Here is an 11736-nt window from a genome sequence, read left to right on the forward strand (position 1 = left end):
CCCGCACGGGGCGGGAGCGAGGTGTCAGGCGCTCTTACGGGTGTCTCGCGGGTGCACCGCGAGGTTCATCCCACCGGAGCGGAGCACGGCCAGCCGTTCGGCCAGCACCTCCTCCAGCTCCTCGCGCGTCCGGCGCTCCATCAGCATGTCCCAATGGGTGCGCGTCGGCTTGATCTTCTTCTCTTCCGGCTCGTCGCCGTCGAGAAGCGCCGCCTCCTGTCCGCAGAAGCGGCATTCCCAGGTCGCGGGGATCTCGGCCTCGACCGAGAAAGGAACCTCGAATCGGTGTCCGTTCTGACATGCGTACTCGACGGTCTGGCGGGGAGCCAGATCGATACCACGGTCGGTCTCGTAGCTAGTGGCCCCGAGTCGCGTGCCGCGGAGAGCTCGCTCGCTCATGAATCGTGCCTCCCGGGCTTATGGCCCACAGGACTAGTGGTCGCTGTTCTTCGTCGTTCGGTCAACGCTCGGCTTCCGACGAAGATTCCCGTCCCGGGACATGCGTCGTCTGTAGTGCCGCCCCTGTTTGTACCCACCTGCGCCCGATTTGTCACATCTGGCCGGTGATATCACCCCAGGTGTCACGTATTTCACATCTGGTGATCGTGCGGACTTTCCGTGACGAGCGTACCGGGACGGGATTCGACGGTGGTCGCCGCCCCCGGTCGAGGGCCGGGGAACCGGCCCGGGTGGCGGGCCGGCCCGGCCGTCAGGAGATCGGCCGTGAACGGATCATCGGCTCGCTCTTGGCCAGGTCGACCGGACGGGCCGGCGCGGCCGGATCGGCGGCGGGGACCGCCGGCGGGCGGTCCGGGCGGGGCGGTACGGCGGAGGCCGCCTCGGTGCGGCTGTCCCGGTGCGGCAGCAGGGCGATCACCGCGTCCCGCAGCGGGGCCGGGGCCTCGTCGTCCAGCGGGTCGACGGTGGCGGGCGCCTGGAGCCGGACCGGGGCGCCGTTGCCGATCCGGGCGTAGCCGCGGCCGACCGGGGCGTGGGAGGCGGGCACGATGTCCAACGGTGCGCCGAGCGCGTCGCGCCCCTCGTCGGGGCCGGCCGGCCCGAGCACCACCCGGGCCCGGGTGGTGGTGCGGACGGTGGCGGTGAGCCGGTCCCGGGCGGCCAGGTCGTCGGCGACCACCACGGTGACCCGGGCGGCCCGGCCGTGCCGCAGCGGGAGCTCCAGCAGGTCCTGCGGGTCGGGGCGGCCCTCGGCCTGGGCGAGCTCGCTCAGCTCGGTCGGGTGGTCCAGCAGCAGCCACAGCGGCCGGGTGACGTCCTCGGGCGGGGCGGTGCCCGCGTGCCGGGCGGTGTTGAGCGCGGCGAGCCGGCGCTCGGTCTCGCCGACGGCCCAGTCCAGGGCGGCCAGCGCGCCGTGCAGGCTGGTCTCCACCGTGTGCACGCCGGGCCGGTTCACCAGGCAGGCGTGCTCGCCGGTGCCCGCGCCGTCGACCACCACCAGGTCCGCGTACGGGAGGGCCTGGAGGGCGACCGAGCGCAGCAGGCTGGAGGTGCCGTAGCCGGTGACGCCGAGCACCAGCAGGTGCGGCTCGGAGGAGCGCGGGCCGGTGCGCCAGACCACCGGCGGCTGCTGGACGGTGGTGCCGCCCCGGGTGACCGGGATGGTGCGGGCGGTGCCGTCCTCGTCGGTGAAGCCCAGCACGATCTCGCCGGGGGCGGCCACGAAGCGCTGGGCGGCGATGTCGCTGGGCAGCGGGGCGAGCGCGGTGATCCGCAGCCGGTTGGACTCCTCGTCCCAGTCGAAGCGGTACTCGCGGGCCCGGCCGGCCTTGCCCTGGACCACCTGCTCGATCCGGGCCCGGGAGGACGGCTCGGTGTCGGTGAAGTACGCGGGGTAGCTCATCTCCAGCCGGGAGAGCCGGCCCTCGCCGTCGAACTCCCACGCGCTGAAGGCGCTCCTGTAGGCGCCCTCGAAGTGGTACAGCGGGTTGGCGTCCTCGGGGCCGCAGAGGTAGGGGGTGAGCGCCGCGTAGAGGGCGGCGAGCTTGACGTCGGCGGCGTCCGGCGGGGGCGGTGCGGGCGCCGCCTTGGGGGCCCGGCCGGCCCAGGCGGCACTGGCCATCAGGGCGATCAGGGCGAACAGCAGGCCGTGCGGCAGCAGGTAGACGCCGATCAGCAGGGCGGCGGTCAGGAACAGCGTCGGGCCGCGGCGCTCCTTGGGGGTCTCCTGCCAGCGGGACCTGGCCCAGTCGGCGTGGTGGCGCAGGCCGCGGCCGATGACGGAGAGCGGGGCGAACATGTCGGAGGCGTGGTCCCCGGCGGTCCGGGCGATCGTGCGGCCCTTGCTGAGGTGGCGGTGGAGCGGCATTCCTTGACTCCCCGGGCGGTGGGACGGGTGGGGTGGGCGCGGTGGGGAACGACGGGGCCCGGGGGCGGTGGGATCCGCGCCCGGGCCGGTACGGGGGAGGGGGACGGCGTGGCGGCTAGAACCTGATGCCGCTGAGCAGGCTGGCGAGGCTCGCGCCGCCCGCGGTGATGCTCGGCGCGATCGAGGAGCCGGCGATGTAGAAGCCGAAGAGGGCGCAGACGATGGCGTGGGAGACCTTTAGTCCGTCCCGGCGGAAGAAGAGAAAGGCGATGGTGCCGAACAGGACGATGCCGGAAATCGAGAGGATCACGTTCCGCTCCTCAGGAAGTGGGGACAAGCAGGGGTGTTACGGAAAGTGCACTAATCGTGACAAAAAGTAATAGATGATGGAACGGTGCAAATGGGTGGTTCTGCCGTCCAATACCGTTCCGGCGGCCGGGTGGCGGTATGCGGACCGGCCGGGGTGGGGGCCGGGCCGTGCGGGGATTCGGTGCGCCCAGGCATTCCCGGGCGGCGGGTGGGAAGTTTCCGGGGGGTCCCGGAAGTTCGCTCGAATGGCTGCGCAACGCGTGCGGCCGCGTGTCGTGGCGGGCGCGGGCCGTCATCCGGATCCCGGACGTCCGCTGGTCCGTCGCGGCACCGGCCGCTACCGTGCCCTGGGCGCAGCCCCGAGACCGCCCGACGACCCGACCGGAAAGGCCGCCCGCCATGACCGACTCCGCCAGCCAGCAGCCCGCCGACGCCCCCGACGCCGAGGTGATCGCGCTCGCCGGGAAGCTCTTCGACGCCGCCCGGGCCGGGGAGACCGACACCCTGTCGGCCTACCTGGAGGCCGGCGCCCCGGCCGACCTCACCAACGACCGCGGCGACACCCTGGTGATGCTCGCCGCCTACCACGGCCACGCCGCCACCGTCGCCGAGCTGCTCCGGTACGGCGCCGACCCGAACCGCGCCAACGACCGTGGCCAGACCCCGCTGGCCGGTGCCGTCTTCAAGGGCGCCACGGACGTGCTCGACGTCCTGCTGGCCGGCGGCGCCGACCCCCGGGCCGGCGTCCCGAGCGCCGTGGACACCGCCCGGATGTTCGGCAAGGACGAGCTGGTCGCCCGGTTCGAGGTCCGCTGAGCGGGGATCGTAGGCTTTTTCACCATGAGCACCAGCACCGCCCAGGACACCGGCACCGTCGAGTTCCGCGTCACCGGCTACGCCCACCCCGACGCCCAGGCCCTCTCGGCGGAGGTGCAGCAGGAGTACGTGCGCCGCTACGGCGACCCGGACGAGACCGTGCTGCACCCCGAGGACTTCGAGGCGCCGGCCGGCCTGTTCATGATCGCCTACCTGGACGGCCGTCCGGTCGGCTGCGGCGGCTGGCGGGCCAAGCAGGCCGGCCCGGACGGCCTGCGCGACGGTGACGCCGAGCTGAAGCGGTTGTTCGTGGTCCCCGACGCCCGCGGCCGCGGCCTGGCCCGTGCGGTGCTGCGCCGCCTGGAGCGGACCGCGGTCGAGGCCGGACGCACCCGCTTCATCCTGGAGACCGGCACCGAGCAGCCCGAGGCCATCGCGCTGTACCGGTCCGAGGGCTACGCCGCGATCCGGAAGTTCGGCATCTACAAGGACCACCCGCAGAGCGTCTGCCTCGGCAAGGAACTCGCTCCGGCGGTCTGAGCCGCCGCCGCGCGGGGAAGGCTCCCGTCGGCCCGAGGAGGGGGACGGATGAGCCACCGAGCGACTGGACCCGACGCACCCGGAGCCGGCCGGCTCCCCGGCCTGGCCGCGCCCGGCGGGGAGCTGGACCGGCTGGTCGAGGGCGGCGCGCGCACCGTCGGGGCGGGCGCCGTCTGGGCCGTCGGCGACGCCGGCGGCGCGCTCGGCGGCGGCGGGCACGGCGTGCTCGGGCGGGGGCCGTACGCGCGGCTGCGGCCCGGGCCGGACACCCTGTACGACCTCGCCAGCCTCACCAAGGTGGTCGCGCTCTGGCCCTGCGCCGGGGTGCTGCGGCAGTCCGGGCGGCTGCCGCTGGACGAACCGCTCGGCCGCTGGTGGCCGCCGGCCGCCGGGCACCCCGCCGGAGCGGTGACCGTCCGTCAACTCCTCGCCCACACCGCCGGGATGCTCCCGTACACCCGCTTCGAGCGGCTCTACGGGCGCGACCCGGCGGCGATCCGGGCCGGGGTCCTCGCCGCCCCGTCGCACCGGCCGCCGGGCACGGCCGTCGAGTACACCGACCGGGCCGCCGTGCTGCTCACCTACCTGGTCGAGGACCTCGGCGGCGCGCCGCTGGACCGGCTCGCCGAGCAGTGGGTCTGGGGGCCGCTCGGCATGGCCGACACCCGCTACGGTCCGCTCGGCGCCGCGCTCACCGCCCGCACCGCGCCCACCGAGTACGAGGAGGACGCCGGCGTCCACCTGTGCGGCGTCGTCCACGACCCCTCGGCCCGGCTGCTCGGCGGGGTCTCCGGCAATGCCGGGGCCTTCTCCACCGCCCGCGACCTGGCCCGTTTCCTCACCGCGCTGCTCGCCCCGCCGCCCGGGCTGCCCTGGGGCGGGGCGTGGATCGAGGAGTCGCTGCGCGAGCAGACCGGCGGCCTCGCCCCCGCCCGCGGCCTGTCCTGGCTGTACGCCCCCGGCACCGACCCGGCCGAGGGCACCTTCGTCCACTACGGCTTCACCGGCACCGGCTTCTGGGTCTCCCGGCGGCTCGGCCGCTGGGCCCTGCTGCTCACCAACAAGGTGCACTACGACCGGGACATCCAGCGGCTCACCGAACTGCGCAACGCCTTCCGGCGGGCCGTCTTCGGCTGAGGCCGGACCCGGCACTCGTTCGGGTGGATTCGGCGCGAAACGCCGTTTGGCGGGCGGGGATCGCGGCAGATTGTCCCCGACGGCGGCGGTCGGCGGAGGAGGCGCGATGACGGACACCTGGGCACTCTCGGAGGAGGAGTGGCTCGCCGGGATGGTGCGCGCCTACGTCGGGTGCAGCGTGCTGCTCACCGACGAGGCGGGCAAGGTCCTGCTGCTGAAGGCCAGTTACCGCGACCAGTGGCAGTTCCCCGGCGGCGGGATGGACCCGGGGGAGGGGCCCGCCGAGTGCGCCGCCCGCGAACTGTACGAGGAGACGGGGCTGTTGGCCGGGTCGCTGCGGCTGCTCGTCGTGGAGTGGCGCGACGCCATCCCCGACCAGGGCGAACACGCCCACCCCGCCGTGCAGTTCATGTTCGACGGCGGGACGGTCGCGGCCGGGGCGGTGGTCCGGGCCCAGGCCGAGGAGATCGCCGACCACGGGTACTTCACCCCGGCCCGGGCGGCCGTCCTGCTGCAGCCCGGTGCGGCGCGCCGGCTCACCGGGGCCCTGGAGGCCCGGCGGACGGGCGCCGCCACGCTGCTGCACTCGGACGGGTACGTGGGGTGACGGACGGTCAGAGGAGCGTGGACCAGTAGTACCAGAACCGGTTGAGCACCAGCAGCGCGATCGCCGCCGCCCACAGCACCGGCAGCGCCCAGTGGTAGCGCGCCGCCTCCCGGACGACCACTCCCAGCCGCGGGCCCACCGGGATCACGCCCGAGCGCAGGTTGTGCAGCGTGGTGTACCAGAACAGCGCCACCACCGTCGCCCACACCACCATGCAGTACGGGCAGAGCGCGCCGATGTCGTACAGCGCCTGGTAGATCAGCCAGTGCGCGAACCCGACGCCCACCGCGGTGCCCGCGTTCAGCCCCAGCCAGAACCAGCGCCGGTACGCCGCACCGGCGAGCAGCCCCGCGCCGATCGCCGCCAGCGCGCCGAAGGCGGCCAGCCCGAGCAGCGGGTTCGGGAAGCCGAAGACCTCCGCCTGCTCGGTGCGCATCACCGAACCGCAGCTGATCACCGGGTTGATGTTGCAGTTGGGGACGTAGGAGGGGTTCTCCAGGATGCGGAGCTTGTCGAAGGTCAGGACCGCGGAGGCGGCCAGCCCGACCAGAGCGCCGAGGAACAGCAGGAAGGCGTAGGCCCGGCTCGCGCCGATCGGGGCCCGGGCGGCGGTGGCGACGTCGCCGGGAGCGGAGCGGGACGGGGGCACGGTGGTAGCAGCGGACATGGCAGCACACTCCGGTGGCTGGCTGGGAGGAGCCGGCCCGGCCGGGAGTTCGGCCAGGCCGGGTGGTGCCGTACGGTGCGGTGGTGCGCGGGGGTGGGGGCGCGGCCTACTGGAGGCCGGCGGCCAGCTTCACCTGCGCGGTGAACTGCTCCGGCGGGACCACGGCGTTCCCGGCGAACAGGGTGATCTGCTTGCCGTCCACCTTGACGGTCGGGGTGCCGGTCACGCCGCTGTCGTTGAACGCGTCGGCGACCTTGGCCGCCCACGGGGCGTAGGTCCTGTCGGTCACCGCCTTCACGAAGGCGTCCGTCTTCAGACCGGGCACCTGGCCGGCCAGGTCCAGGATGTGGTTGACGTCGCCGAAGCCGTCCTCGCGCTCGTCCGGCTGGTTGGCGTACAGCACGTCGTGGAACGCCTTGAACTGGTCCACGCCCTCGTTCAGCGCGGCGCCGACGGCGGCCAGCGCGGTGCGCGAGCCCTTGCCGCCGAGGCTCTTGTCCAGGAAGGCCGCCAGGTGGAACTCCACCTTGATCTGGCCGTCCTCGGTGAGCTTCTTGATGGTCTCGCCGTTCGCCGCCTCGAAGTGCTTGCAGACCGGGCAGCGGAAGTCCTCGTAGACCGCCATGGTGTGCGGGGCGTCGGCCTTGCCGTAGGTGATCACCGTGCCGTTCGGGCCGGAGGCGTTGGCCGGGGTGACCAGCGGCGCCGACGCGGCGGCGGAGGACTTGTCGTTCTTGTCCGAGGCCGAGTTGACCGCGACGGCGACACCCCCCGCGAGGGCCAGCACGACGACGGCGGAGACCGTCACGACGATCCGCTGACGGCGCTTGGCGGCCTGCTGCTCGCGGCGCTGCGCCTCCTGGATCCGCTCACGGGCACTGATGCGCTTCTTGTTCTTGTCCTGGGACACGGGGGAGTCAACTCCTGTACGCGGCGCGCGGGTGCGCGCGGGAAGCCGCGACTGCGGCGGCGGGGTCGGTGAACGCGGGAGTCGTGCGCACTGCCTGCGGGCGTACCGGGGCCGTTCGGCCGGGTACGGGGATGATCAGACGGGGTCGGCGATCAGCAGGCAGGCGCGAAGGCGGGCGGGCCGCGCCGGGGCGCCGGGCTCAGCACCACGTCCTCGCGGCGCGGCCGCGGGCGGTCCGACACCGGCAGCGGCACCCGCAGCACCGGACGGACCGGGGCCGGGAGCAGCAGGACGACCAGGGCGCGCAGCGGGCCGGCCAGCGACTCGCGCAGCGCGCGCAGCGCCCGGGCCAGGCCGGACAGGGCGGCATCGCCCATCCGCAGCCAGGCGGAGGCGGCCAGCGCGATCACCAGGTGCACCAGCAGGAGCAGCAGCTGGGTCGCGGCGGGCGCCAACTGGGTGGTGTGCCCCAGCGGGCCGCTCAGCAGCGAGCCGTCCACCGAACCGCCGCCACAGACCAGCAGGTTCACCCCGCGTGCGGGCACCTGACCGGCCAGCACCGGCGAACAGCCCGCCTGGCCCAGGTTGAACGTGGTGTTGAGCAGCAGCTCGACCGGCACCATCACGCCGGAGATGTGCAGCAACCGCCGCTCCCCGCCGGCCAGCACGGCCGCGACCAGGAAGACGACGGCACCGGCCGTGGCCACCAGCGACAGCGGCAGCGGACGGCCCGTGATGACCACCTGGCCCAACGCGGCCATCGGCACGGCGAGCGCGGTGAACACCGCGGCCCGCAGGGCCCTGGTCGCATGGGAGGAGGTCGTCACGCTCCGGAGTATGCCATGGCCTCCGCGTCCGGCACGAGGGCCCGTAGGTCCCTGGTCCGGCTGACGCGCTCTCAGTAGCCTGCGAGGTCGCCCGTCGGGTCGACAGCAGCCGTGGCCGCATTAGCCTGGAAGGCGTTCCCGCTGACCGACGAGGGGGCGAGCGCGCATGGCGAAACCCGAGACCACGGTGGGGCAGGTGCTGCTGGCCCGCATCGAGGCGCAGGCCGCGGTGCTGGCCGGCCTGGACGAGGCCGTCCGGGCCGACGAGCCGGACGCCGTGCACCGGATGCGGGTCGCCTGCCGGCGGCTGCGCAGCGCCCTGCGGACCTTCCGGCGGCTGCTCGCCCCCGGCGCCACCGACGAGCTGGTCGCCGAGCTGCGCTGGCTCGCCGCCGCGCTCGGCGGGGCGCGGGACCGCGAGGTGCTGACCGAACGGCTCGCCGCCGAGGCCCGCGAGCTGCCCGCCGAGTGCGGGCCGCGGCGGGTCGCCGCCGCGCTGGAGCGGTGGGGCGAGGCCGAGTACCGGCAGATCTGGCCGGAGGTGGTCGCCGCCCTGGACAGCCCCCGCCGCCGGGCCCTCGGCGAGGCCCTCGCCGGCCTCCTCGCCGACCCGCCGCTGCGCCGGCGCGCCGCCCGCGGCGCCGTCCCGGAGCTCTCCCGGATCGCCGCCCGCGAACAGGACCGCACCGCCGAGCGCGTCCGCGCCGCCCTCGCCGCCGCCCCCGGGGAACGGGACCTCGCCCTCCACGCGGCCCGCAAGGCGGCCAAGCGCGCCCGCTACGCCGGCGAGACCGCGGCCCCGGCCGTCGGCGCCCGGGCCGAGCGCTACGCCCGGCGGATGAAGGCCGTCCAGGAGGTGCTGGGCGAGCACCAGGACGCCGTCGTCGCCGCGAGCGCCCTCGCCGCCCACGCGGCGAGCAGCGGCGAGCCCTTCGGCTACGGGGTCCTCTACGGCCGCCAGCTGGCCGCGGAGGAGGCCGCCCGGCGCCGGCTGCCGGAGGTCTGGCGGCCGGCGGGCAGGCGGAAGCTGGCCCGGTTCGGGTAGCGCGCGCTACCGGGGGTCGAGCCCCGCGGAGCGGGCGGCCTCGCGCAGCAGGTCCCGGAGCATCGCGGTGGTCAGCCGGCCGGTGTTCGTGTTGCGCGGGCTCACGTGGTAGCAGCCGTACATCCGCAGGTCCGGGCCGCCGTCGCGGGCCGGGAAGGCGGCCACGGCGGCGTGGCCGAAGGCGGGGCGGGGGCGGGGGACCCGCCAGCCGGCGTCCGCGATCACCGGCAGCATCGCCTGCCAGGCGAAGCCGCCGAGGGCGACGACGGTGCGCACGGTGGGGCGCATCAGCTCCAGCTCCCGGGTGATCCAGGGGCGGCAGGTGTCGCGTTCCGCGGTGCTGGGCTTGTTGTCCGGCGGGGCGCAGCGGACCGGGTCGGTGATCCGGACGCCGGACAGTTCCAGGCCGTCGCCGTAGCGGACGGACTCGGGGCGGTTGGCGAGCCCGAGTTCGTACAGGGCGGCGTAGAGCAGGTCGCCGGAGGGGTCGCCGGTGAAGATCCGGCCGGTGCGGTTGGCGCCGTGGGCGGCGGGGGCGAGGCCGACCAGGACGAGCGGGGCGTCCGGCGGGCCGAAGCCGGGGATGGGGCGGGCCCAGTAGTCCTGGTCCTGGTAGGCGCGGCGCTTGGTGCGGGCGGTCTCCTCGCGCCACGCGACCAGGCGCGGACAGGCCCGGCAGCCGGTGACGACGCGGTCCAGCGCGGCGAGTCCGGCGGCCCGGGCGGCCGCCGCGGCGGGGTGCCGGGGGTGCTCGGGGTCGTCGGCGGCCTGGTCGGCGGCCAGGTTGGCGGGCTCGTCGGCGGGGGAGGAGGGCGCGGCCTCGGTCGGCATGGTCGAGATCCTAGGGCCTGTCTTCGGACTCCCGCAGACGGGAGTTCGAAGACAGGCCCTGCGGCAGGCGGACGTTCGGTCCGGCGTGGTCCGGGCAGGCGTAGCGTGGAATCAGTTGCTCCGGCGGTCCCCGGCCGGTCCGGGTCGGCGGCGGCCGGAGACGCCGGTGTGCGCGCAGTGCGCCGGCCGCGAGGAGGCCGCGATGATCGTCGATGCGGTGCTGGGTGCGCTCGGAGGGCTGGCCGGACTCGGGGTGATCTGTGCGGGCCTGAGCATCAGGGTCGTCCAGCAGTTCCAGAAGGGCGTGGTGTTCCGCTTCGGGAAGGTGCGCGACGAGGTGCGCGAGCCCGGGCTGGTGGCGCTGATGCCGGTCGCGGACCGGCTGCGCAGGGTGAACGTGCAGATCGTGACGATGCCGATCCCGGCGCAGGAGGGCATCACCCGGGACAACGTGACCGTACGGGTGGACGCGGTGGTCTACTTCCGGGTGGTGGACCCGGTGAAGGCCACCGTCAACGTGCAGGACTACAACTTCGCGATCTCCCAGGTCGCGCAGACCTCGCTGCGCTCGATCATCGGCAAGAGCGAGCTGGACGACCTGCTGGCCAACCGGGAACCGATCAACCAGGGGCTGGAGTTGATGATCGACAGTCCGGCGCTGGGCTGGGGCATCGAGATCGACCGGGTGGAGATCAAGGACGTCGCGCTGCCGGAGTCGATGAAGCGCTCGATCGCCCGGCAGGCGGAGGCCGAGCGGGAGCGGCGGGCCCGGATCATCACGGCGGACGGCGAGTACCAGGCCTCGCAGCGGCTGTCGGATGCCGCGGCGGTGATGAGCGCGACTCCGGCCGCGCTGCAACTGCGGCTGTTGCAGACCGTGGTGGAGGTGGCGGCGGAGAAGAACTCGACGCTGGTGCTGCCCTTCCCGGTGGAGCTGCTGCGCTTCCTGGACAGTGCCACGGAGGTCCAGCAGCGGAACCTGCTGACGGCGGCGGCCGCCGCGGCCGGGGCGAAGGCCGTGGAGGAGGCCGTGGAGAGCGGCGAGATCCCGGAGGAGGGGCTCGAACCGGAGCCGCCCAGGCATGAGCTCCCGCCCCTGGAAGAGGTGTTGGAGCAGTCGCCGCTGGACCGTCCGGAGTCGTCGGACGGCCGGGCCGGGCGCGGCGGCCCCGCCGGGTCGGACTGAGCGGGCCGGTCCCGGTGGCGTCGGCCATCCGCCCGGACCACGATGGACGAGGGGGAAGGGAAGCCAGGCCAGGAGGCGGACCATGACCAGAGCCAGCGACATCATGCACCCGGGCGCGGAGTGCATCCGCGAGCACGAGACGCTCGCGGCCGCCGCCCGGATCATGCGGGAACGCCATGTGGGCGCCCTGCCGATCTGCGGGCCGGGCGACAAGCTGCTGGGGATCGTGACCGACCGCGACATCGTGCTGCGCTGCGTCGCCGAGGGCCGCGACCCGGCGTCGGTGACGGCGGGCGAGCTGGCGCAGGGGCGGCCGATGACGGTGGAGGCGGACGAGGACTGCGAGCAGGTGCTGCGGGTGATGGAGCAGTACCAGGTGCGCCGGCTGCCGGTGATCAACCACCCGGAGCACAAGCTGGTCGGCATGATCAGCGAGGCGGACATCGCGCGCGGTCTGCCGCAGGCGCGGGTCGCCGAGTTCGTCTCGGCGGTCTGCGCGGAGGAGGCGCCCGCGGGGGCGGCCCAGGGCTGACAC

14 protein-coding genes are annotated in these 11736 nt (G+C 74.6%); 7 read left to right on the forward strand and 7 right to left on the reverse strand.

Annotated features, from left to right (window positions below; all coding sequences use genetic code 11):
* Window positions 1-24 precede the first annotated feature (24 nt).
* From ACFU6K_RS15990 to ACFU6K_RS16000, 3 genes are all read right to left on the reverse strand, one after another.
* Window positions 25-399 (reverse strand): RNA polymerase-binding protein RbpA, encoded by a 375-nt coding sequence (locus ACFU6K_RS15990; protein ID WP_049655293.1) that lies wholly within the window; start codon window positions 397-399, stop codon window positions 25-27.
* Window positions 400-709: 310 nt separating this feature from the next.
* Complete coding sequence (locus tag ACFU6K_RS15995) at window positions 710-2326, reverse strand: hypothetical protein (RefSeq protein WP_380663507.1); 1617 nt, start codon at window positions 2324-2326, stop codon at window positions 710-712.
* Between the two features lie 115 nt (window positions 2327-2441).
* Window positions 2442-2636 (reverse strand): hypothetical protein, encoded by a 195-nt coding sequence (locus ACFU6K_RS16000; RefSeq protein ID WP_049660046.1) that lies wholly within the window; start codon window positions 2634-2636, stop codon window positions 2442-2444.
* Between the two features lie 398 nt (window positions 2637-3034).
* Between ACFU6K_RS16000 and ACFU6K_RS16005 the strand changes: the two genes are divergently transcribed.
* The 4 genes from ACFU6K_RS16005 to ACFU6K_RS16020 all read left to right on the forward strand — a co-directional run bounded on the left by ACFU6K_RS16005 (window position 3035) and on the right by ACFU6K_RS16020 (window position 5735).
* Window positions 3035-3451, forward strand: coding sequence for an ankyrin repeat domain-containing protein (locus tag ACFU6K_RS16005; protein ID WP_380663509.1), 417 nt, complete (start codon window positions 3035-3037; stop codon window positions 3449-3451).
* A 24-nt stretch (window positions 3452-3475) separates the two neighbouring features.
* Complete coding sequence (locus ACFU6K_RS16010; protein WP_380663510.1) at window positions 3476-3991, forward strand: GNAT family N-acetyltransferase; 516 nt, start codon at window positions 3476-3478, stop codon at window positions 3989-3991.
* Window positions 3992-4039: 48 nt separating this feature from the next.
* The gene (locus ACFU6K_RS16015) at window positions 4040-5128 is read left to right on the forward strand and encodes a serine hydrolase domain-containing protein (RefSeq protein ID WP_380663512.1); all 1089 of its coding nucleotides are present in this window, start codon (window positions 4040-4042) and stop codon (window positions 5126-5128) included.
* Window positions 5129-5234: 106 nt separating this feature from the next.
* Window positions 5235-5735: an NUDIX domain-containing protein gene (locus ACFU6K_RS16020; protein WP_380663513.1), complete on the forward strand. Its 501-nt coding sequence runs from the start codon at window positions 5235-5237 to the stop codon at window positions 5733-5735.
* Between the two features lie 7 nt (window positions 5736-5742).
* On the opposite strand, the gene ACFU6K_RS16025 is transcribed toward ACFU6K_RS16020, so the two are convergent.
* The 3 genes from ACFU6K_RS16025 to ACFU6K_RS16035 all read right to left on the reverse strand — a co-directional run bounded on the left by ACFU6K_RS16025 (window position 5743) and on the right by ACFU6K_RS16035 (window position 8139).
* Complete coding sequence (locus ACFU6K_RS16025; RefSeq protein WP_380663515.1) at window positions 5743-6402, reverse strand: vitamin K epoxide reductase family protein; 660 nt, start codon at window positions 6400-6402, stop codon at window positions 5743-5745.
* 106 nt (window positions 6403-6508) lie between these two features.
* Window positions 6509-7312: a DsbA family protein gene (locus tag ACFU6K_RS16030; RefSeq protein ID WP_380663516.1), complete on the reverse strand. Its 804-nt coding sequence runs from the start codon at window positions 7310-7312 to the stop codon at window positions 6509-6511.
* A 152-nt stretch (window positions 7313-7464) separates the two neighbouring features.
* Window positions 7465-8139 (reverse strand): hypothetical protein, encoded by a 675-nt coding sequence (locus ACFU6K_RS16035; RefSeq protein ID WP_380663517.1) that lies wholly within the window; start codon window positions 8137-8139, stop codon window positions 7465-7467.
* Window positions 8140-8305: 166 nt separating this feature from the next.
* Here ACFU6K_RS16035 and ACFU6K_RS16040 point away from each other — a divergent pair, with 166 nt between their 5' ends.
* Window positions 8306-9184 (forward strand): CHAD domain-containing protein, encoded by an 879-nt coding sequence (locus tag ACFU6K_RS16040; RefSeq protein WP_380663519.1) that lies wholly within the window; start codon window positions 8306-8308, stop codon window positions 9182-9184.
* Window positions 9185-9190: 6 nt separating this feature from the next.
* Here ACFU6K_RS16040 and ACFU6K_RS16045 read toward each other — a convergent pair whose 3' ends face one another.
* A complete protein-coding gene (locus tag ACFU6K_RS16045) occupies window positions 9191-10015 on the reverse strand; it encodes a uracil-DNA glycosylase (RefSeq protein ID WP_380663520.1) in 825 nt (274 codons plus the stop codon).
* Between the two features lie 202 nt (window positions 10016-10217).
* Between ACFU6K_RS16045 and ACFU6K_RS16050 the strand changes: the two genes are divergently transcribed.
* Window positions 10218-11201, forward strand: a complete 984-nt coding sequence (locus tag ACFU6K_RS16050) for a slipin family protein (RefSeq protein WP_380663522.1) — start codon at window positions 10218-10220, stop codon at window positions 11199-11201.
* An 82-nt stretch (window positions 11202-11283) separates the two neighbouring features.
* Complete coding sequence (locus ACFU6K_RS16055) at window positions 11284-11733, forward strand: CBS domain-containing protein (RefSeq protein WP_380663523.1); 450 nt, start codon at window positions 11284-11286, stop codon at window positions 11731-11733.
* Window positions 11734-11736: the final 3 nt, after the last annotated feature.

It is taken from the genome of Kitasatospora sp. NPDC057512 (genome assembly GCF_042802135.1).
Classification (GTDB): domain Bacteria; phylum Actinomycetota; class Actinomycetes; order Streptomycetales; family Streptomycetaceae; genus Kitasatospora.